Source organism: Okeania sp. (assembly GCF_035285525.1).
Taxonomy (GTDB): Bacteria; Cyanobacteriota; Cyanobacteriia; order Cyanobacteriales; family Microcoleaceae; genus Trichodesmium.
In genome coordinates, this window is the sequence record NZ_JAYKGW010000257.1 from 15,945 (window position 1) to 39,148 (window position 23,204).

General features: G+C 37.6%; 11 protein-coding genes. 3 read left to right on the plus strand and 8 right to left on the minus strand.

Features of this window, described 5'->3' with window-relative positions:
* Positions 1-455: 455 nt before the first annotated feature.
* From VKJ25_RS24100 to rimI, 7 genes are all read right to left on the minus strand, one after another.
* Entirely contained in the window at positions 456-872 is a 417-nt protein-coding gene (locus VKJ25_RS24100; protein WP_324239191.1) for an AbrB family transcriptional regulator, read from the minus strand.
* Positions 873-1,659: 787 nt separating this feature from the next.
* On the minus strand, positions 1,660-10,377 hold the full coding sequence (locus tag VKJ25_RS24105; RefSeq protein WP_324239192.1) for a CHAT domain-containing protein: 8,718 nt from the start codon (positions 10,375-10,377) through the stop codon (positions 1,660-1,662).
* A 664-nt stretch (positions 10,378-11,041) separates the two neighbouring features.
* Positions 11,042-11,428, minus strand: a complete 387-nt coding sequence (locus VKJ25_RS24110) for a DUF4926 domain-containing protein (RefSeq protein ID WP_324239193.1) — start codon at positions 11,426-11,428, stop codon at positions 11,042-11,044.
* 643 nt (positions 11,429-12,071) lie between these two features.
* Positions 12,072-13,193, minus strand: a complete 1,122-nt coding sequence (locus VKJ25_RS24115) for a hypothetical protein (protein ID WP_324239194.1) — start codon at positions 13,191-13,193, stop codon at positions 12,072-12,074.
* A gap of 613 nt (positions 13,194-13,806) precedes the next feature.
* Complete coding sequence (locus VKJ25_RS24120; RefSeq protein ID WP_324239195.1) at positions 13,807-16,290, minus strand: ATP-dependent Clp protease ATP-binding subunit; 2,484 nt, start codon at positions 16,288-16,290, stop codon at positions 13,807-13,809.
* Between the two features lie 1,247 nt (positions 16,291-17,537).
* Complete coding sequence (locus VKJ25_RS24125; protein ID WP_324239196.1) at positions 17,538-17,669, minus strand: hypothetical protein; 132 nt, start codon at positions 17,667-17,669, stop codon at positions 17,538-17,540.
* 221 nt (positions 17,670-17,890) lie between these two features.
* Entirely contained in the window at positions 17,891-18,484 is a 594-nt protein-coding gene (gene rimI / locus VKJ25_RS24130) for a ribosomal protein S18-alanine N-acetyltransferase (protein WP_324239197.1), read from the minus strand.
* Between the two features lie 423 nt (positions 18,485-18,907).
* Here rimI and lysA point away from each other — a divergent pair, with 423 nt between their 5' ends.
* The 3 genes from lysA (at position 18,908) to uppS (ending at position 22,223) form a co-directional block, all read left to right on the plus strand.
* Complete coding sequence (gene lysA / locus VKJ25_RS24135) at positions 18,908-20,338, plus strand: diaminopimelate decarboxylase (RefSeq protein ID WP_324239198.1); 1,431 nt, start codon at positions 18,908-18,910, stop codon at positions 20,336-20,338.
* A 224-nt stretch (positions 20,339-20,562) separates the two neighbouring features.
* Positions 20,563-21,480 (plus strand): diadenylate cyclase CdaA, encoded by a 918-nt coding sequence (cdaA, locus tag VKJ25_RS24140; protein WP_324239199.1) that lies wholly within the window; start codon positions 20,563-20,565, stop codon positions 21,478-21,480.
* Complete coding sequence (uppS, locus tag VKJ25_RS24145; RefSeq protein ID WP_324239200.1) at positions 21,477-22,223, plus strand: polyprenyl diphosphate synthase; 747 nt, start codon at positions 21,477-21,479, stop codon at positions 22,221-22,223. The genes cdaA and uppS overlap by 4 nt, the downstream gene beginning before the upstream one ends.
* A 204-nt stretch (positions 22,224-22,427) precedes the next feature.
* Here uppS and VKJ25_RS24150 read toward each other — a convergent pair whose 3' ends face one another.
* A complete protein-coding gene (locus VKJ25_RS24150; protein WP_324239201.1) occupies positions 22,428-22,700 on the minus strand; it encodes a DUF3143 domain-containing protein in 273 nt (90 codons plus the stop codon).
* Positions 22,701-23,204: the final 504 nt, after the last annotated feature.

A 23,204-nucleotide genomic window follows, 5' to 3' on the forward strand; every position in this document is an offset into this window, starting at 1 on the left:
CGATTCTGGCTCCTCCCCTCGAATAAAAGACTTTTACGGTTCCCGATCAATCAGCAAACCCTAAATACTTCCTACTCCCTATCCTATAAAAAAGACTTTCCATAAACAAACCCTAAATAAAGTTTTGATATTAATAGACATCTCCAGAAATAAAAAATAAAATCAATTATCGTACATAAATTATCAATTGTTTCTTTACTATTGCCTATTACTCCTATATTTCTTTTTTGGAGAAGTCTAATAGCTTTCGTGCTTTTCCATGAGCTTTAACATTATTTATCAAAGTTAAAAATCTAGATTTTTCCTATTAATTTTCACCTCAAGGTCAGAAAAAAAATAGGGAGAATCTGGAAATTTTGATAACATTAATACATTAAATTAAGTAATTGATGATTTTCAAAGTAAAATTAGTCTCTAAATCCCACTCAATTAAAATTCCCTGACTCTCCATGAAGTTATTCTTCTATTTGTGAGGCATTACCATTAGCATCACTATCTTTTTCATCATCTACTACTTGTTTCAAATGAATATGTTTGTATCCTAACCTGATTTCAAATTCGTCTCCTGGTTTTAAACCCATTGTTTCTGTATAAGTAGCTCCTATAACTATTTGGCCATTTCTATGAACGCTAACTCGATAAGTAGGTTCCCTACCACGACCATCTTTATTTCCACTCTTTTCTAAAGGAACTCCTTTTGCTGCTAAAATTGCATCATAAAAATCTGTAAGATTAACACGAGTTTCATCACTTTTTGTAAGTGTGTAATATCCACAGAGTTTAGCTGTTTCCCTTCGTGGTAAGTCAGAAAGTTCTTTTACCTTTTGAAGTAAAATTTTTCCCGTTAATGGAGTAGTTGAATTTTCATCCATAGTTATTAATAGTTCTCCTTGCTATATTAGTAGTGTACTAAATAAATTTTCGTGAAAATTTTGACAGTTATTAATAATATATACTGAAACTTATCAATTGTGCAAAAAAAATCTATAATGTTTTTTTACAAGTAGAGGTAAGAAGGAAGAAGTAAGAAGGAAGAAGTAAGAAGGAAGAAGTAAGAAGGAAGAAGTAAGAAGGAAGAGACCTTTAACAAAAAGGGATAAAGGATAGAGATAAATATCTAAAATTAACTTGAGCAGCTATTTTTCAGTATTTCCGACTAAGGTCTATCTATTTGTACCATTCTTTTTTCATGCATGGTATTGCTTTATAAGGATTATTTTTGTAGAAATTTTTTGAGCTGGAAAGATGAGATAAAAATTTTACAACTGTAAGGCAAATTAAGTAGAACTTGCTGACTTAAAGATAAAAGTATTGATATTAATCATGGTTATAGTATTTTCAAGCCCTGATTTTTGGGGAACCGTCATTTCAGTTATCAGTTAGCCTCCTGCGGAGGAGCTGCGCTAACAGTTATCAGTAGAGAGTGAACCTCTGACTAAAGTCTGAAGCTTGAAATACTGAATCGAGTATTTTTTCATCCCCGAACAAGGGGAGGCACATACCCCAATTTTTTGGTAAAAGCACGATATTTTGGGCTGATAAAAAAGTTAGCATTTGGGTAAGATGGGGGCAGGAAAATCAAGGAACAATTTTTCTGATGTTTACTTCTCCCCCACTCCCCACTCCCTTACTCCCTTACTCCCTTACTCCCCTACTTCCTTACCACGGACTACCAACCATAGTAAATCCTGACCAATAATAAGGATGAGATAAATTTTTATTTTCAAACTGTCCTAACCCTGAAGGTAAAACTACTACACCACGGACTCCAGTTCCCCTTAATTCCCCATCTGCGATAACTACCTCCCCTCGTAACATTGATAACTGTGCTTGTCTTAATGCTTCTGCTTTAATTTTGGTACGATTCAAATGAGTATAAAATTCTGTCATTAACGCCAATGTCCCCTCATCACTCACATACCAAATACTTGCTAAAGCTGACTTAACTCCTGCTGCTACTGCTAGTCCGGCAAATCCTAATTCGGCATCTTTGTCTCCGAAGGCGGTGCGACAAGCTGACAATACTAATAATTCTACTGCTGGTTCGTTCCACCCTAATTCTCTAATTTGGTCTAACTTGAGTTGCTCTGTTCCCCACAACTGAATATAAGAATTGTTGGCTTTTCCTGGTCTAAATTCTGCATGGGTGGCTAGGTGAATGATGGGATAGGGATAATTTTGTCTTTGACCTAGAAGGTTATCACGAGTAAATTCTTGATTGAGAAATTTGTTGCCTTGCCATATTTCTTGAGATATTGTTTCTAATTCTGTGGGTACTGCTGGTAATGGATTTTTGTCTATAAATTGACTTGCTCCCATTGCTAATATTTGGGTGTTTTGAAGTGGTCGGTAGTTGGTATCCATTAAACTAATACTGGGTATTAAACTGAGACTATATTTTTCAATGAGGAATTGTTCTCCATCGTGTAATGCTGCCATAGGTAAGGTACGCAAACCATTGTCCATACTAAAGAGTAGGGTATTGATTTTGGCTGTTTCTAATTCTGCTGCTATGGGTGCAATCAGCCATTTGTATAATTTTTGGGCTGGGGGTAGATAACTATGGCTGTCACGACGGAGGGGGTTGGTGATTTCTGCTCGTAGGTTTAAGACGGTTTCCATTAGTTCTTTCCGGTTAATTTGGGGTATGGTTTTGAGGATGGGGTCACTACCTGGTGTATATAATACGAGTTGCAGGGAGTCTGGGTAGGCGGTAATATAAATAATGGCTGAGTTGTTACCTGTTTGACTGGCAATTTTGGTTAGCACTTCCCGGATATTTTGTGTGGATATAGTTTGGTTGTATAGGTCTGACTGAAAGTAGTCAGCAAATTCATTGGTGCGATTTTGTTCTATATTTATGATTGTTTGGGAACTGGCAGCAACTGTGAGGGGTGTTGTATTCACTGTGTTGATGTTTATATGGGTAGGCAGGTTGGGGTTGATGTTGTTTGTCTGGCGATCGCTTTTTTTATTTAGGGGATTAGGGTTATTGGTGGTTCTGATGGAACTGTTATTTTGAACTGATTGAATAATCTTTGTGGCGATGGAGTTTAATGCTCCATTGGTTATGGGTGTTGGGGGTTCTTCTAGGTTGGGTAAAGTTACTGGTATTTGTGGTAATGCTTCTAGTAGAGTATTGTCTATTGATGGATTAATTGAAATGATTTCACCTGTATTGAGTGAGTCTGCTAGTAGGTTGATGATGTCTCTGATGTTGCCTATGGGGGTAATGTCTCCGGTGGTAATGTTTCGATCGGCAATATTGGTAATGTTGGCATCACCGTTTTCGGTAATCGCTGTTTGGTCTCCGGTGGTAATGTTTCGATCGGCAATATTGGTAATGTTGGCATCACCGTTTTCGGTAATCGCTGTTTGGTCTCCGGTGGTAATGTTTCGATCGGCAATGTTGGTAATGTTGGCATCACCGTTTTCGGTAATCGCTGTTTGGTCTCCAGTGGTAATGTTTTGATCGGCAATGTTGGCAATGTTGGCATCACCGTTTTCGGTAATCGCTGTTTGGTCTCCGGTGGTAATATTCCCATCAGCAATATTAGTAATGTTAGCATCACCTGTTCCACTATCAACTGTTTGGTCTCCAGTCTCAATATTTTCCCCAGCTTGAACTTCTATTCCTCCTGCGGTTCCTGACTCAGAGCTAGATTCTAAGTCTTGAGTTGTCACGGAACCGTCGGCAGCAATAATTTCTACTTTACCTGCTGCGGTTCCTCCTTGAGTGGTGACGTTGGCAGTTCTAATATCTCCTTGGGTGCTAAAGGTATTTAAGGCTATATTTCCACTGGTACCATTGGGGGCACGGGTTTGAATTGTTCCTGTATTAATGCTACCACTAATACTTTGAATGTTTACGTTTCCACTTCCGGCATTACCAAAGGATGCGACGTTATTAATATTGACAATACCACTAGCATCCAGATTAATATCTCCACCTGTACCATTTGCACCGGAGGAATAGGTGGCAATATGATTAATATTGAGATTGCCGTTTTCTTGGGTTTGGAGGGAGATGAAACCACCTGCTCTATTAATTCCTGTGGAAAATATAACTTCTGTGTTGATGTTACCATTGTTGTTGATAATGTTCACGGTTCCACTATTTTCTCCACCGAAAGAACTTATGTTGCTGGTAGTAATGTTTCCCTCTCCTCGCTGAATTATGAAAATATTACCACCACTACCTTCGGGAGCGTAGGAACTAAGGTTTGCAGGTTCTTCTGCAAAGATGGTGGCAATATTTTCTGAGGATACGTCAGCATTAGTGGAAATATTTGCTTCTCCATTTAAAAGACCGGCGGTAGTATCAATGTTGCCATTGATTGTGTCTAGAGTAATGTCACCACCCCTGGTGCCACCACCACTAAAGCTTTCGATAAAACCTGTGCTAATGTTTGTTGTGGCACTGAGGGTGATGTTTCCTCCTTGTCCTGCGGTGGAAAAGGAGCTTAGTTCGCCAATGCTGGTATCTATTGCACCGTCGGCAGAAATAAAGATGTTGCCACCCTGACCATTACTTTCTGCTGATGAGCTAATGGTTGCAGTTGTCACATCACTACCACTTGCAATGTTAACGTTTCCACCATTCCCATTACTTTCTGAAAAGGAGGAGATATTTTCTACTTCAATGTTATCAGCACCAATAATATTTACATTACCGCCATTACCTTTTCTGGAGGAAGATGCTAACTCACCATTGGTTGTATTAATAGCTCCTGTTTCACTTTTGATAAAAATTTCTCCTCCGTTGCCTGTGCCAACGGTTCCGGAAAAATCAGAACGAGAGTCAATGTCAGCAAGATTAATGTCGCCTTTACTAATAATGGTGACGTTGCCTGCATTTCCGTTTTGACTGTAGGAAACTATTTCTCCGGTGCTGGTGACGGTTCCTTCTCTACTCTGAATGGTAATGTTACCACCAGGATTTTCTTCTACATCTTCAACTTGAGATTGAGTTATAGTCAAGTCTGCTTCCTTGTTTCTAAAGGAGGATCTATCTTCTGGGTCTCCTGCTGAAGAAAGTATTTCACTGGTACTAATATCACCTGTAGCAGTGATCTCAATATTACCTGCTGCTCCTTTACGAGAAAATGATTCAATTTCTTGGGTTTGAATGTTTTCTTGACTATTTAAAGTAATTGCACCTCCTGAACCGTCTTCTGCTCTAGAAGATATTTTTTTTCCTATTTCTATTCCCCCTGTAGTGCTTTCTATTTCAATATCACCACCTTTTCCATAGCGATCGCTTCGAGTATTAATTTCATCTTCTATGATAATGTCACTATGACTTTTGATGGTAACGTTGCCTCCATCGTTAAGGTCGGCGAGACTATTTATTTCTTTCTGTATGGTGACACTACCTTCTGCACTGGTAACGGTAATATCACCACTCCTGCCTCCATTTGTTTGGGTTGGGGAAATTGGTTCTTCAGGGTTGCCAGCGGTGGAAAGAAGTTTAGCGGTGGTAATGTTGCCTTCTGCTTCAATGTTAATATTACCTCCATTACTCTGACGAGAGAATGATTCTAAATTCCCTCTTTCTATTTCAATGGTTCCTCCAGCTCTGAGGGTGATGTCTCCTCCATTTCCCATACCACTTTCATTGTTTGAGATTGCTTCGCTATCGCTCGCAATGACAGATGATGATTCCTCTTGGTCTTCAAATTCTGCTCCAGCAAAGGATGAAATATTGTTAGCTTGGATATTTCCCTGAGTCGCAGTAATACTGACACTTCCAGCATTCCCATTAAAGGATGAGGATATCAGGTCGCCGTTACTGGTATCAATATTTCCCTTGGTACTTTGGAGGGCAATATTTCCCCCATTACCGTTATCATCAGAACGGGAATCTATATTACCTGTAGTTATGTCTAAGTTGCTGGTAATATTTATATGTCCAGCATTTCTTAACCCAGAAAAAGAGCTAAGAAAACCGCTACTGGTATCAATATTTCCATTCATACTTTCTAGGGTTATGTTGCCACCTTGACCACTACTATTGGCACGAGAATCTATACTTCCTGTGGTTAAGTTACCACTGCTAGTAATTTTGACGCTTCCAGCATTTCCCAACTCCGAAAAAGAAGACAGTTCACCTCTGCTAGTATTAACATTTTGATTTTGACTTTCTAAAGTAATATCTCCACCTTTACCATCTCCTTTGGAACGAGAATCTATATTACTGGTTGTGAGATTGCCAGAACTTTGAATATTAATATTACCGCCATCACCACTTCCAGAAGAAGAAGATAACTCACTATCAATAGTTATAGCACCTGTATTGCTCTTGATGAAAATATCACCCCCATCACTATTGGTATTAGCACGAGAATTAATAGTCGCTGTTTCCTCCTCTGTTTGGTTATTAAGGATTTCAATATCTCCATGACCTTTAATAGTGATATTACCACCCTTGCTGGTAGCACCAAAACTTTCTATTTCTGAATTAATAGTTACTGCACCCTCTGTACTTTCAATGATAATGTTCCCTCCTTGACCTATGTTGTCTGAACGGGAGTCAATATTTGCTAATGCTTTGGTTTCATTGTCACCAATATTAATATCACGAACGGCTTCGATAGTTATATTACCACCATTACCAGAACTGGCAAAACTATTAATTTCTCCTGTGGTGGTTACTGCACCTGCTGTACTCTTAATATTAATATCACCACCATTAGCACTATTGCTCTGATTCTCGGTTGTTGATGTGGGGTTATTATTTTCGGGGTCTCCAGCAGTAGAAATAATAACGTTGGTAACAATATCACCCGTTGCTTCTAAACTGATATTTCCTCCAGAACCATTACGAGAAAATGACGTCAAACTAGACTCTGACTCTGTTCCAGCAGTAGTATCAATATCTCCTCCTGCGGTCAAAGTAATATTTCCCCCATTACCAAAATTTCCAGTTCCCGTAAAATCAGAATCTATTGCAGCACCAAGCTCTTGACCTGCAAAAGAAGAAATATTGCCCGTAGTGATATTGCCATCACTGGTAATACTTATATTACCTGCATTCCCTGTCAGGGAAGAAGAGATAAGTTCACCATTACTGGTATCAACATTACCAGTCTTGCTTTCGAGAGTAATATTTCCACCCTGAACATTTTCTGAACTAGAATTAATATTACCAGCAATTAAACTTCCATCACTTTTGACTGTCACATTACCCGCTGTTCCGTCCAGAGAGAGAGAAGATATTTGTGCATCTCCGGCAACACCAGTAGTATCTATACTGCCGTTGGTACTTTCAATGGTGACATCTCCACCATTACCACCAGATGTTGCTGACTCAATAGTTTCGGTATTAATATTTCTAGCAGCTTTAATGCTGACATTTCCTGCATTTCCACCGACGGCAACAGTATCTATTTCTTTCGTAAGAGTCACCTTACCTTCTTTACTTTCAATAATAATATCACCACCATTCTTATTATTTGTGATCGTATTTTCAGCAGTTTCTGTTGTGTCTGTGTTGCCAACATTACCAACAATAGGGTTGCCCGCAGAAGAAAAAACACCCCCAGTAGTAATATCACCCTTGCTAGTAATACTAACTCTACCCGCACCACCCAACCGAGAAAATGATTCCAACGTTCCAGCCCTAGTATCTATATTTCCCTCTGCTGTCAGAGTAATATTTCCTCCATTTCCATCTGCTGTCTGGGGTTGGTCAAAACTAACATCACTGTCATCGAATGGTGATGAATTTCCTAAATCTCCCTGTTGGTCTAGTGCTTCGCCCGCAGAAGAAAATATATCTGCTGTAGTAATATCGCCCTCACTGGTGATCGTAACATTTCCAGCATTACCTCCAACAGAAAAAGAAACTATTTCGTCCCTACTGGTATTAACATTTCCACCTGTACTTTCTAGAGTAATATTGCCACCATTACCACCACCATTGGAGCGGGAGTCGATATAACCTGTAGTTAAATTGTTATCGCTCGTAATAGTAACATCCCCACCATTACCTTGAAGGGAAGCAGAAAATATTGCACCTGCGGTTGTATTAACTTTACCGCCACTATTTATAGTAATATCTCCACCCTTATTATTTCCTTGAGTAGAAGCATTAATATCTCCAGTTCTAATATTACCATTTGCATCGAGAAATATATTCCCACCACTGGTTGAAATTGAATTAGCTTTCAGGGTAGTTTCAGTAGTATTAATATTCCCGCTGCTAAAAATATTAATATTCCCTGGTTGACCATTAGGAACTGATGTAGTTATCTCTTCAATTGCAGTAAAATTACCATTAATATTTAACTCTAAATTGCCTCCACCTCTAACTTTAATCCCAGCAAAATCATCACTAACTTCACCGATAATTAAATTATTTATAGAATTAATAAATACCCCTTTTTCTCCTGCTAATACTTCTAAATTATTTACATCTATTCGCAAAGGTGCTTCCGCCAAACCTACACCACCAATATCTTGAGTTTGAAATATTGCTTGGTCGGCAGTAATTAAAGAATTAAGAGAAACTTGGTTAATATTGCCTTGATTAGCATTAAGAAAAACTTGACCAGTAGTTATTAAACCAGCCAGATTTATATCACCATTATCTCCTAAATTTCCTAGTTCAATTGTGATATTTCCACTACCTGCATCTAAAGTTGTTCCTGCTTTTTGATTAATAGAAGCTGCCCCTGGTTCGCGACCATTAATATCAACTCCATCATCATTTCCCAAAAGAGTAATATCACCATTGCCACTAGACGTATTTATATCAGCATTTAGATTAATATTTCGTCCAGCTTTTAACTCTATAGACTCCAAAGACTCAGAAGTTTCTATTGATTGATTAACAGTTATATCATTGTCAGCTTCCAAACTAATATTACCCTCTAATTCTCCTATTTTTTCAGCAGAAAATGTTTGAAACTCCCCTGATTCCCCCTTCAAAGAAAGAGATGTTTCCGCTCCAATAATTATATTTTTTGGGTCAAATAATATAGTCCCTCCTTCTCCTAATGCTGCACTAACATTAACATTCCCATCAAAAATTAATCGCTCCTTGCCAGATACTTCAACAAACCCTCCATTACCAAAAAATTCTCCTCCTTTAGCACTAATATTTCCAGAAAAATTAGTAGTATTATCAGACCAAATTATCACTCGACCGCCATTACCATTATTAATAGCATTGGCAGAAATAAAAGAGTTATTATTAACAAAAGTTTGTAGAGAATTAGGAACTATTCCATTGCCTTGGAAGTCGCCTCCAATTAATATATTTCCTCCTCCATTTAAACCATTGGCATTAATGTTGGCGTCTATTATTGCTATTTGGGAACCTAAGATGTTAATTTGTCCACCTTTTTGGGTTATATCCCCCCTAACCCCCCTTTGAAAGGGGGGGACTGGCTCTCCCCTTTGAAAGGGGGGGACTGGCTCTCCCCTTTGGAACGGGGGAATGTGGGATACATCTATATTTCCAGAAATTACCACAGGAGCAAGATGATCCCACTGTTGTACCGTTGTATCTGTCAAAACCAAATTACCTTCAGCATCAACCATTACAGATGAGGCGCTGTATCCCCCCTGACCCCCCTTTGAAAGGGGGGAACCTGTTAACAGTTGTGGTAACGATAACAGTGTAATCGACTCTCCCAACAAATTAACAGCAGCAGGCGATATATCCAAACTTAAAACATGACCTGGTTGAGAGATGCGCAAAACATCTCCACCATTAACCGCAGCGATCGTAATATTTCCACCCGCTGTAGAAAGTTCCCCTGTATTGACAACCGTGCCGCCAGTCAGAGTAAGATTATTTCCTGGATTTAAAGTTAAATTTCCTTGGTTAACTATAGCCCCTGGGTTAGAAACATCAAAACGATACCCACTGGGATTACCCACTAAATTTGAGTAGTTGTTTGTACCTAGTGTTTGAAACCAAAAATTATTGTTATCGAAACCAATACCCGTGGCAGTAGTAACACTAAAAGAAGCAGGAACATTAAGACTAGCATTAGGGCCAAACATTATACCAGCAGGGTTCATTAAGAAAAGATTAGAATTGCCACCAATTACTTGAATCAGACCATTAATAGTAGAAGCATTTCCCCCTGTGACTCTACCCAGGATATTCTGAATGTCTGGGGTAGTCAGAAAGTTAGCAGTTTGATTAGATTTAACATTAAATTCGCCAAAACTGTGAAATAGGTTAGCACCGTCGTTACTAGGAGAGCCACCTTCGATATTAAATTGGTTGCCATTTTGATTGACAGTAGTTCCTGTACCGTCCGTTGCTGGAGTAATAGACTGGGAATGAGCGGGGATGGCGACTGTTCCTAACAGGGAAGTCAAAGCCATCAGGGGATAAAGATGTAATTTTAAGAGCTTCATTTGCATTTTTAGGGAACACTTAACTGGGAACAGTATGAACGCTATTAGTAGGGTGTGTTTCGCTACGCGACATGAAAAGCCCACTTCGTCAGGCATCGACACACTATATATAGTACCTTTGCGTAACTCCTGTTAATATTAGGACTTACGCACGAAGGCTATTGGTAGAGTCCGTTAGCGTCAGCGTCACGCACTAATACTCTGTATATAGTGTCTTTGCGTAACTCCTGAATATGAAAAAAATAACTATGATTTGTTATTGTATATCTTTTTTAGGACTTACGCACGCGCAACGTGTTTCTGTCATTGCGGGATTCGCAGCTTTGCGATAGCAAGCCACAGGGTTTCGCTCCGCGACATGAATGGGTGGGTCGCAGTCCGTCAGGATAGCAATCTAAAGCCAAGAAAATTGCGTTCCTCATGGCTTTAGTCCTGTTTTTCATTATTAGGACTTACGCATAGACCCTATCTGTAAGGTGCGTTACCCTGACGCTAACGCACCAATACTCTATATATAGTGCTTTTGCGTAAGTCCTGATTATATCAGTTGCTATAGTAATTACTATTTGAGATGAAACAGTCCACTACTTATTAAGGTGACTATAATATTATGAAGCATTAGTCGTTAATTTTTCTGGTTCTACAGGAGAATTATGTAATAACATTAATTGTTCTTCTTGTAAAGTTTCGATAGCATAAGCGCCCCCGAAGTATAGCTAAATTTAACATCAAAAACAGTTGACTCATGAACTTCTACAATTGTTCCGACCTGTCCCCTATATAATCCTAATTGGGGTAAGTCTTCTAGTAAAGCAACTATATCTAAGAGTTTAAATTTAAGGTTTTGCTTATTTTCATATTCATCTATTTTTTGAGATAAACTTTCTACAGTTTCGTTTTCTTGTAGTTGATTTTTGAAAGCTAAATAATCACCTTTTCCTAAATTAACAGTTGCTACAAAGCGCCAAAAATCTATAGGGGGTAATTGCTTTTGTAAAATAAGTAAAACTTTTTCGATTAATTGTTGATTTTCAGGTATTTTAATTGTCATTTTTCACCTCAGCTATAAAATTAATAGAATTAACAGTTTTAATGGTTGATCAAGTTTGAAAACGATTAATTAATTGTTTATCGCCAGTTATAAAATACTCAGAATTTGCTAATTATACACTAGGAACGTGGAGAACATCAAAGGTTTTAATTCCTTGACTTTCTAAATATTTAGCTCTTTTTTATACTTCTTTTGTTTTGGTTTTTTTTATATTAGCCATTTGCTGAAAGACTATCATGTTCTGTTTTTGATTTAATTTAGGATGACAGCTATTTTCATAGTCAAGAATACTTGAGTTAACTAACTCAATTTCTTGATTTTTAATCATTCCTAAAATCAACAGCTTCAGTTTCTCAGGCGATTTTATTTTGTGTTTGGTCATCAAAAGGACGATGATAAAAACTGGTATCTAAATAAACTCTAATCACATCATACTATAGTCCTATTAATTATACAGTAAGCTGATTGATGACCTCCTTTAACAATTTTTATCAGGACTCAAAATAGTAGGGACTCCCTACTGTGGTATGCCAAAATTAAAAGTTTTGTAAGGTAAGAGTTAACAGCTATTAACTCCTACAAATGGTTGATAATTTTGTCATTTTTTGGCAAAACCAGATTTCTTAATTACCACAAATCCCAATTAGGAAAATTCATCTAAAATGAAATCCTCTGCGCTAATACTTGGCGCACCTTTCAAAGTAGCTATTTTGTTGCCACCGCCCAAACCAGGTAGGGCACCGTTGGCATTATAATATAAATCTCCAGTGGAGCGAACGTAAACGATATCTGCTACAGAACCAGCAACGGCTTTTTTGTTTTTTACTGATGCAAATTCTCGCTCAATACTAAATCCTTTTCCTACTTCACTACCAAGAGTGATAAAAGTATCTGTATTGAGAACAATATTGTCAACATTGGGTCGAAAATCTGTGATAGTATCAACGCCCAAGTCTTCTCTCCTGTAAGCTCTGTTGCTGCCTATCAGAAAATCATCTGCACCGCCACCACCTGTTAATGTATCGTTTCCGGCGCCACCGAATAGTTCGTCAGCACCACCACGACCGATTAAAGTATCGTTACCGTTTCCGCCATTGATTCTCTCAGCTTGATTAGTTCCTCGGAGTCGGTTGTTTTCATTATCACCGTTCATAGTTCTATTGGGGCCTGGATCAGAACTGGAAAACTCCCATTCCAGAAGAGCTAGACTGTTTCTATAATCATAACCACCGAAGCCAACATAAGCCTTGTTACCGATAATACCTTCAATATCGACTTTTGTAGACAACAAAGGATTTTTAGGTTTAGTAGTCGTGGTAGATGTAAAAACTTTTAGTCGATCATTCTTGCTCTTATATTCAATCCAAACATTAATCTCTTCATCGCGCTCTAAGTCTAAATCGTCAGGTTGAACTGAAACTAAAGGTATAGGACTACCGTTGGTATTAATTAAAATACCCTGTAAACTGTCTAATTCTACAGCTACACTTGATAAAATTCCTACGCCACTATCAAAAGAGTGAGTTGCTACAGCAATATCTTCTCTTGGATCGTCATGTAGTATGAATGTTAAACCAGTGTTTTGTCCTACTTGATATCGAAAATTGGTTTCAAAAGAAGTATCTTCATCAAACCTAATTTGTTCAGAAAAAAAGGCACTACCTTTATTTTGATCGTTAGCATCAAACTCTAAAGTCTGGCCTATTCTAGCTGCTCCTTCATTAAAAGTAAACTCGAAAAAGTTGTTAGAACTTAATTTAACCATAATTACCTTGACTGCAATGAATTAAATATTCAGAAGTTGGACTTCAATTCAAATCTTCGGTTCAATTATAACAATTATTCTGTTCTGTCAACAAATATAATCAATGATATCATGTCCGTTAGCATCGGATTTTTCGGGCACCGTGCGTGTATAAAATCAAGCTAAGAATAGCAGAAAAGCTTCTGCCTTCAGAATAGCTGCCTTCCTTCCTCCAAAATGTAACTATTCAACCGGACATGATATGACCTCTAGTCATCTCTACCTTTTATTTATCAATCTCCTAATTTCCCATTCCCCTCCAAGGAGGGGTGTCAGCATTTTTACACGGATATATAGCAACCGACAAGGCGATTAGGACATGGACTAATGATGAATCTTAGAGAGCGGAAAGACTTGAACAACTGTTCCCTGTTCCCAGTTAAGTGTTCCCTGCTATAACTACATAGGACTTACGCATGAACGCTATTGGTAGGGTGCGTTAGCCGTAGCGTAACGCACCAAGACTCCATATATAGACCTTTGCGTAAATCCTGCTACAAAACGGCAGAAAGCATAAACCCTCCACCGTCTTAACCATTAAATATTTACTTCCGTTCCCGAAAGAAACTAAATCCTATTCAGCAACTTGAGGTACTAACTCTCGCTTCTCCTTTTCTTCCTCTTCACCCTTAGAAACGGTAATCTGACCATCTTCTCCAACATCAACCACAGCAGTATCGCCATCATTGATCTTGCCAGCCAAAATTTCCTCAGCTAAACTATCCTCAAGCAAACGCATAATCGCTCGACGCAAAGGACGCGCACCATAACTAGGATTATAACCTTCTTCAACCAACCGCTCCTGGAAGCGCTCAGTAATCTCTAACTTAATACCCTTCTCTGTCAAACGACTAAACACTTCTTTCAGCAGAATAACAGAAATTTCCTTCACCTCTTCCTTACTCAACTGACGGAACACAATAATCTCATCCAAACGGTTCAAGAACTCAGGACGGAAATACTGTTTCAACTCCTCATTCACCAGATTGCGAATCCGGTTATACTGAGCATCAGCTTCATTGTCTGAGAACTCGAAACCAAGACCACCGCCTCCTTTTTCGATTACCTTAGAACCGATATTAGAAGTCATAATAATCAAGGTATTCTTGAAGTCAACTGTTCTTCCTTTAGCATCAGTCAAACGACCATCTTCCAAAATTTGCAACAGCATATTGAATACATCAGGGTGTGCTTTTTCAATTTCATCAAACAACACCACAGTATAAGGACGACGACGAACCGCCTCCGTTAACTGACCACCCTCATTATAACCAACATAACCAGGAGGAGAACCAATCAACTTAGAAACAGTATGACGTTCCATATATTCCGACATATCCAATCGGATCATCGCTTCCTCAGAACCAAAGAAATATGCAGCCAAAGCCTTAGTCAACTCAGTCTTACCAACACCAGTCGGTCCTGAGAACACAAAACTAGCAATCGGACGGTTAGGATTTTTCAATCCCACTCTAGCGCGACGAATAGCACGAGACACTGCCTTCACAGCATCCTCCTGACCAATCAAACGTTGGTGTAAAGTATCCTCCATGTGCAGCAGTTTCTCAGACTCAGACTCAGTTAACTTATTCACCGGAACCCCAGTCCAACTTGCCACAATATGAGCAATATCCTCCTCAGTTACCATTGGAGAATCATTTTCATTAGTGGAGTCGAGCTTCTTATTTTGAGCTAAAGAACGGATCTCCGATTTGATTTCCATTTCGCGATCGCGCAACTCACCCGCTTTATCAAAATCCTGAGAACGCACCGCCTCATCCTTATCTTTCAAAAGTTGACGTAACTCCTTATCCAACTCCTTAGCTGCGGGTGGCAACTGAGAATTAATCAACCGCACACGGGAACCAGCTTCATCTATTAAGTCAATAGCTTTATCTGGCAAATAGCGATCGCTAATATAACGGTCTGATAACTTAGCCGCAGCTTCCAGAGCAGTATCCAAAATTTTCAACTTATGGTGTTGCTCGTAACGTTCCCTCAAACCGTACAATATCTCAATAGTTTCATCAACAGAAGGTTCACCCACCATCACTGGTTGAAAACGACGTTCCAGAGCTGCATCTCGTTCAATATGTTTCCGATACTCATCTAGGGTAGTCGCCCCTATGCACTGTAACTCCCCACGGGCTAAAGCAGGTTTCAAAATATTGGCTGCATCAATGGCCCCTTCCGCAGCACCAGCTCCAATTAAAGTATGGACCTCATCAATAACTAGAATAACATTACCCGCAGAGCGAATTTCGTCCATAATTTTCTTGAGACGTTCTTCAAACTCACCCCGGTATTTAGTACCAGCCACCAAAAGGCCAATGTCCAGAGTTACCACCCGCTTTTCTTCTAAAATATCTGGGATATCATTATTAGCAATGCGTTGTGCCAAACCTTCAGCGATCGCCGTTTTACCGACACCAGGTTCCCCGATCAAAACTGGATTATTTTTAGTTCTACGGCCGAGAATTTGAATTACCCTTTCAATTTCGGTTTGTCTTCCCACCACTGGGTCTAACTTACCTTCAGATGCCATTTGAGTCAGATTTGAACCAAACTCATCCAGGGTCGGAGTTTTTGTCCGACCACCCCCACCACCAGCTGTCACCTCTGCTGTTTCACCCAAAATTCTAATTACTTGAGTGCGGACTTTTGAGAGGTCTACGCCCAAATTTTCTAGAACTCTGGCAGCTACTCCTTCTCCTTCTCGGATTAAACCCAAAAGTAAATGCTCTGTACCAATATAGTTATGTCCTAATTGCCGTGCTTCCTCTAGAGATAATTCTAAAACCCTTTTAGCTCTAGGAGTAAATGGGATTTCTACTGCTACAAATCCCGAACCACGGCCAATTATTTTTTCCACTTCAATCCGAGCATCTTTTAGGTTCACACCCATAGATTTTAGGACTTTAGCTGCTACCCCTGTCCCTTCTCCAATTAAACCAAGGAGAATTTGTTCTGTCCCTACAAAGTTATGTCCCAAGCGGCGAGCTTCTTCTTGGGCCAACATTATCACTTTGATTGCTTTTTCGGTGAAGCGTTCAAACATAAATAATTAATTCCTATCTTTTTAATTAATTGCCCTAAAGCTTATTCTAGCTTGACATTTTTACTAAAACCGTTTCCCACTTTTGAATCTTGAGACTAAGGATACTTACTCAAAATGTAAATTTATTTTGCGATAGTAATCTTTTGAGTCATATCATAAATTTTTTGGTGGGTAACAATTTTTACCAAACTACTCTAAAACAAAATAGTCTTATTGGTATACTTATAAGTTGGTATTTAGACAGTTTAGCTCAATCTAAAAAAAATTCAGGTAGGGTAATCCCCTATCTGATGTCTTTATCAATTTGCTTGTTCGATTTACTGTTAATGGTACTGAAAGTTGATTTTTCTCAACTAAGAATCATTTTGGTTTGTCAAGTATAGCTCAGATTTTTACTTACTAAATTACTGATGATTAAACTATAATAATCATATTTTATTCATTTCAAAAATTAGCAATATTTTCGAGAATAGCTTTGGAGATAATAGTGAATTAGTATAAGCTTTTGGTGTCTATTTCTAGTTTTTGAATTGTTACGACTTATTTATAATTGCTATATCTATTTCTTTTTCTTATGGAAATTAAATAGTTTTCTCATTCAATATCTTTAAATAAATTATTATTTCTAGTTAAAATAGAATCCCTCAACCTGCTTTTATTGAATCTATTTGGAATCTTTGAGATTGATTTTTCTTGACATTTGTGATCGCCAACCAGCTATCCTATTTTCTTTGTTGAATAAAAAATCATGTGTATAGGCGAGTGACTACCATTAAGCTTCAGCTTATCATAATTTGGTTGAGGATGCAACCCTATATCCTTTTTCATAGCGCCATTTTTATTTCTAACTGAGAATAAGTAAGAAAAATTTTACCTACATAAATGAAATTACTAGGGCGTGTCATCAATTAAATAAGTTGACAAAAAGGCTACTAAAAATGGCGATCACGGTTGGGTAGGTTCAAATATAGCGAGCGCATACCTAAAATTGTGCGGTAGGTAGGGGCGGGTTTCTCAGTCAAATGAACGATTGTCACAGTTATTTAGATAAACCCGCCCCCCCCAATGATGTAATGAACAGTTTTAGCTTTGTCAGTCCACTACTTTTGTTGATAAACCTTCTAACATCTACAGGACTTACGCAAGGTTACTATATATAGAGTTGAAAAACTATTGCACAACAGTTTTAAGCGCTACATCTAGGGTCGCTGCGTAAGTCCTGATCTAATTGATGACACACCCTAAATTTAAACTACTGATTCTAATTTGACATCTTTGAGATTGATTTTTCTTGACATTGGCGATCGCCAACCAGCTATTCTCTTTTTGATTGAATAAAAAATCATGTGTATAGGCGAGTGACTACTATTAAGCTTCATCTTATCATAATTTGGTTGAGGATGCAACCCTATATCCTTTTTTATAGCGCCATTTTTATTTCTAACTGAGAATAAGTAAGAAAAATTTTACCTATATAAATGAAATGAGTAAATTTCCAGCACTGATCCTAAAGGAAGTAAAAATAAACATATTATTGTTGAGTATAGATTTTGCCTCTTACTTCTAACTACCTTAATAGGCAAACTCTAGAGTGTTAATTTTAGACTTCTAACTTTTCCCAAATCACTTCATAACCATTAATACGAGCAACAACTTGTCTATACCATTCAGACAAAGTGCCCTCAAAATCTGGTTCATGGAGATGACCACGCCAAAGAACTAGAGCATCTTCCCCAGTTTTTTGATAATATCCTTTACGACGACCTACATCTTGAAAACCAAATTTATGATATAAAGACAATGCAGGAGTATTAGAAACTGCAACTTCTAAGGTAGCTCGCTCCAATCCTCTTTCCCAAGCAGACCTCATTAAAGTGTATAGTAATAATTGACCAAAACCCAAACCTTGGTATTTAGGGTGGACTCCCAAAATAGTAATGTGTGCCTCCTCCAAAATAGCCCATAAACAACCAATGCCGATTATAGATTTATCATTATAGGTAATCTGTGATTTACAGTTAGAGGATTTAAAGGTAACTTCCTCCTTCTCAGTTTTAGTATTTTGGCTAATCATTAAAATCAGCAAATCGCTATTAGGACTTTCTATCTCTCGCTGATAACCTTGAGTATTCCAGAGTCCACCAAAGCAAAGTTGATCCAATTCAACCACCCTAGAAATGTGTTCTGGACTCATTTTTTGAATCGTAATAATGGCCATACCTATTACTAATGGATAATGGATAGTTAATCAATTTCATTTAAAACATTTCCTTTCAATGAGAAGCAATAAATAATATTTCTTCCCTTGGTTCATTTTTCTCAGTTTTAACCAGAAGTAGTTACAGTAGATTCTATTTTGGTGAGTTAAACTCCCGGAAGCAAGATGCACGGTTCCGGAAAAATCCCAATGAAAAGATTTAATTATTAAATCTGTACTTTAATATACTGGGAATCTGCTGTAATAATTAGAGATAATTTTTATTATTTACTGTTCATTATTTATCATCTATCTAATATAAGTTTAAACTTGAGATGAAAAATAAATCAAAAATAGATAAACTAAAATAACTACTACTTAATTACATCACTAAAGTACAACTCTGTAAGAAAAACACTCATGGTATCAACCCCATCTAAAATAACTACAATAACTACTAATTCAGGGCTTCAGTATCTACCAAAATTAGGAGGTTCTATCAAAGAAAGTTCACCTAATCAAGAACTTTTACCACTTACTGCTAAAGTCAATAATTTAGACCATTTAGAAATCGGAGGTTGGGATGTCCCAGGATTAGTGGAGAAATTTGGCTCACCTTTGTATATTGTGGACGAATATACTCTCAGAACAGCTTGTCGTCAATATAGAGAGGCACTAAAACAATATTATCCTGGAGAATCTTTGGTACTTTATGCTTCCAAAGCTTGGAATAGTTTAGCAATATGTGCCCTATGTGGTTCTGAAGGTTTAGGAATAGATGTTGTATCTGGAGGAGAATTATATACAGCTCTTCAAGCAGGTGTTAAATCGGAAAAAATATATTTTCATGGCAACAATAAATCTGTAGCTGAATTAAATCTTGCCATTGAAACAGATTGTATAATTGTTGTAGATAACTGGCTAGAATTAGAAACATTAGCAGCTTTAAAAAAGGAACAAAAAGAGCAACTACAAAATCCTACTAAAATAATGATCAGGTTAACGCCTGGTATTGAGTGTCATACCCATGAATACATTCGTACAGGTCATCTAGATAGTAAGTTTGGATTTGACCCTAATCAATTGAATGATGTTTTTGCCTTCATTAGTAAACAAGAATTACTATCATTTATTGGTATTCATGCTCATATAGGTTCCCAAATTTTTGAAATTCAACCCCATCAAGATTTAGCAGATGTAATGGTAGATGCAATAACAACTGCTTCAGTACATAATTTATCAATCAAAGAAATTAATATTGGTGGAGGTTTAGGAATCCGTTATACTGAAGCAGATGACCCACCTAGTATTGAAACTTGGGTTCAGAAAGTTAGTACAGCAATGGTAGATGCTTGTCAAAGTAAACAATTACCATTACCTAAACTATTATGTGAGCCAGGACGGTCAATAATTGGACCAGCCTGTGTTACAGCTTATACTGTAGGGTCTCAAAAACAAATTCCGGAAATTAGAACTTATATATCTGTAGATGGAGGAATGTCAGATAATCCTCGGCCAATAACTTATCAATCAGTTTATCGAGCCGTTGTAGCTAATAAATTATCTGAACCAAGCACAGAAACAGTTACTATAGCTGGTAAACACTGTGAATCTGGTGATGTTCTAATTAAAAATGCTAACTTACCAGTTACTCAACCAGGAGATTGTTTAGTAGTTATGACTACAGGTGCTTATAACTATAGTATGGCTTCTAACTATAATCGAGTACCACGTCCAGCAGCAGTTTTGGTAGGCAATAATGAAGTTAATGTAATTTTGCAAAGGGAAACCTACCAAGATTTACTGAATCAAGATATTTTACCCGAAAGAATAACTATGGGTGTTCAATAATGGATAATTGATAATTACTTCTCCTGAAAAGGAAGAAGATTTAATCAAAGGAAGAAGTCTATTTTTTTTCCTTTTAAAGGGAAGGCTTTAAACCTGAATTATTTAATTATTCGGTAATAGTATTTAATTGGTAACAGAAAGCTAAAAGAAATCACAATTAATCTGTTACCAGCGTAAAAGAGAGTAAATTAAAAGTTGATATTAGATTAATAATTGAAAGTTAAATGAAATCGGGTCTTAGTAATGACCCAGGCTTGATGAAGTCCTTATTAATACACAGTATTGATATTGGACTGGTTCTCGCTCTGATATATATGGTGTTGGTCATCATAGGGGAACGTCGTACACTATGGATGGTAAGGGGCTTTATAGTCTTAATGTTAGCCTCTGCTCTAAGTCATTCGGCTGGATTAAGACTATTAAGTTTTGCCCTTAACAGTCTAGTGATCGGTTCTGCTGTCTCTATGGCAGTTATATTACAATCAGAATTTCGTAGGTTTCTCGAACAGTTAGGACAAGGAGAAATTCTGCAAATGTTTGGACGCCATCGTCCACCTTTACCTGAATCAGATAATATTATTGATGTAATAGTCGAGGCAATCAAACAATTGTCCCAAAATCGGATAGGTGCTTTGTTAATTATAGAAACAAATGGACCGATTGATGAAAGGGATTTTTCTGTACCTGGGGTAAAGTTAAATGCTGAACTTTCTCGTGAACTATTACAAACTATATTTCAGCCCAAAACTTTATTACATGATGGAGCAGTTCTAATTAGAGAACATAAGATTATCTCGGCTGGTGTGATTTTACCACTGTCTGAGAAAATAGCTTCTAGGCAATTAGGGACTCGTCATAGAGCAGCTATGGGAATTACAGAACAAGTGGAAAGATGTCTCTGTATAGTAGTGTCTGAAGAAACTGGTTCTATTTCTCTGGCTGAAAAAGGAATCTTGAATCGGCCTTTAACAGGTAATAAACTAAAGGAGTTATTAGAGGAACGTCTATTTCTATCAGGTAGTGAAAAAAATACAAAATCAATCCCTATATTTAGTCTGGGACGTCAAGTAGGATTAAAAGGATCGCAATTAATTTCATGGGTACTTCGTCAGAGTCCATCAGCTCCTCGAAAGAAAAGATGAATCAAGGAACTTGTTTACAAGATTTACCTGTTGACTTAAAACCAGAAAAGTTGCCTCGCCATGTAGCTGTGATTATGGATGGTAATGGTCGTTGGGCAAAAAATCGTGGTTTACCAAGGATTATGGGACATAGGCGTGGAGTGGAAGTCCTCAAGGATTTGCTACGATGTTGTAAGGATTGGGGTATAGAAGCATTAACTGCTTATGCTTTTTCTAGTGAAAATTGGGGCAGACCTCTGGAGGAAGTTAATTTTTTAATGACTTTGTTTGAAAAAGTTCTGTGTCGAGAGTTAAAAGAAATGGTGGCAGAAGATGTTCAAATTAGATTTGTTGGTAATTTGAGTTCTTTGCCTCTATCTTTACAAACTGAGATTAAACGCTCAGTGGAAACAACTGGGCAAAATCAAGGGATTAAGTTTACTGTAGCTACTAATTATGGCGGACGTCAGGAAATTATACAAGCTTGTCGGGCGATCGCTACTCAAGTACAAGAAGGTTTACTTAAACCTGAAGAAATTAATGAAGCAATTTTTGAGAAATATCTTTATACTACTGGTATTTCTCATCCAGATTTATTAATTCGTACCAGTGGTGAAATGCGAATTAGTAATTTTTTATTGTGGCAAATTGCTTATTCAGAAATTTATGTGACTGAGACATTTTGGCCTGATTTTAATCGTGCTGAGTTTCATCGTGCTTTATGTGCTTATCAGCAAAGAGAACGGAGATTTGGCAAAATTTAATTCGTTCAAGTTATGCTACTAGACAGTACACAGTTCTAGGAATAATTATTACTAGCTAAGTCTTTCAACTATCTAAAGGTTAGAAATTGTCTATTTGGAAGTTTAACTGCTGCCAGCCTATTCCCATGATACTTTTAGTATACTCTCCAATTCTAAATTCTAAATTCTAAATTCTAAATTCTAAATTTGTACTTTCCAGTTAGGCTAAGGTCCAGAAAATATTGCTGCTTCCAGGTCTTGTCTGGTTAAGGAATATTTAAAAGATCTTTGAATGTCATTACCATCAATACCTGCATCTACATAGCGTACAGTAAGTTGGTCGATATCTAATAATAATTCTGCTTTCCAAGTTGGTTTTTCAACCCACCAACAATTTAATTCTTGGGAATTTTGTTGGCAGCCATTTTCTTGTAGCCATTGCTCAATTTTGGGCAAAGGATGATTATATAAGGGAGTATTTGGATTAGGAAGATTCATTTCTTTTTTTCTATAAAGAATATCTAGATTTTTTGGGATTCTTCTCTTAAATTATATATCTCTTTTGTAGCTAGGGCGTGTCATCAATTAGGGTTGGCGCTCAAAAGTCTTATGGGTAGGGGTAGGGGTAGGGGTAGAAGTAGGAGTCAGGAGACAGGAGTTGTACGGACGCTCCATGAAACGTCCGTACAGAAATTTATAGAAGGCAGGAGGAAGAATTATCTCTTAATTTTTCTATCTCGTGTCAACCAAAATCCTAACTTTTTTCACCTTTTTAATCAGCAAGCCCCAATTAAATAAGTTGACAAAAAGGCTATTCTCTGTTAAATAAAAATTATGATCGCGGTTGAGTAGGTTCAGATCAAGGGTAGCACAACTGAAATTGTGCGGTCGTTAGGGGCGGGTTTCTCACTTAAATGAACGATTTTCAAAAGTCGAGTTAGATCAACCCGCCCCCCAATAATGTAATGAACAGTTTTAGCTTTGTCAGTCCACTACTTTTAT

Bases quoted from the DNA above. Each gene is read 5' to 3' on its own strand.
- VKJ25_RS24110 (WP_324239193.1), bottom strand. From the start codon at position 11,428: ATGACAATTAAAATACCTGAAAATCAACAATTAATCGAAAAAGTTTTA.
- VKJ25_RS24120 (WP_324239195.1), bottom strand. From the start codon at position 16,290: ATGTTTGAACGCTTCACCGAAAAAGCAATCAAAGTGATAATGTTGGCC.
- VKJ25_RS24125 (WP_324239196.1), bottom strand. From the start codon at position 17,669: ATGAAGCTTAATAGTAGTCACTCGCCTATACACATGATTTTTTATTCA.
- lysA (WP_324239198.1), top strand. From the start codon at position 18,908: ATGGTATCAACCCCATCTAAAATAACTACAATAACTACTAATTCAGGG.
- rimI (WP_324239197.1), bottom strand. From the start codon at position 18,484: ATGAGTCCAGAACACATTTCTAGGGTGGTTGAATTGGATCAACTTTGC.
- VKJ25_RS24100 (WP_324239191.1), bottom strand. From the start codon at position 872: ATGGATGAAAATTCAACTACTCCATTAACGGGAAAAATTTTACTTCAA.
- VKJ25_RS24105 (WP_324239192.1), bottom strand. From the start codon at position 10,377: ATGAAGCTCTTAAAATTACATCTTTATCCCCTGATGGCTTTGACTTCC.
- VKJ25_RS24150 (WP_324239201.1), bottom strand. From the start codon at position 22,700: ATGAATCTTCCTAATCCAAATACTCCCTTATATAATCATCCTTTGCCC.
- uppS (WP_324239200.1), top strand. From the start codon at position 21,477: ATGAATCAAGGAACTTGTTTACAAGATTTACCTGTTGACTTAAAACCA.
- VKJ25_RS24115 (WP_324239194.1), bottom strand. From the start codon at position 13,193: ATGGTTAAATTAAGTTCTAACAACTTTTTCGAGTTTACTTTTAATGAA.
- cdaA (WP_324239199.1), top strand. From the start codon at position 20,563: ATGAAATCGGGTCTTAGTAATGACCCAGGCTTGATGAAGTCCTTATTA.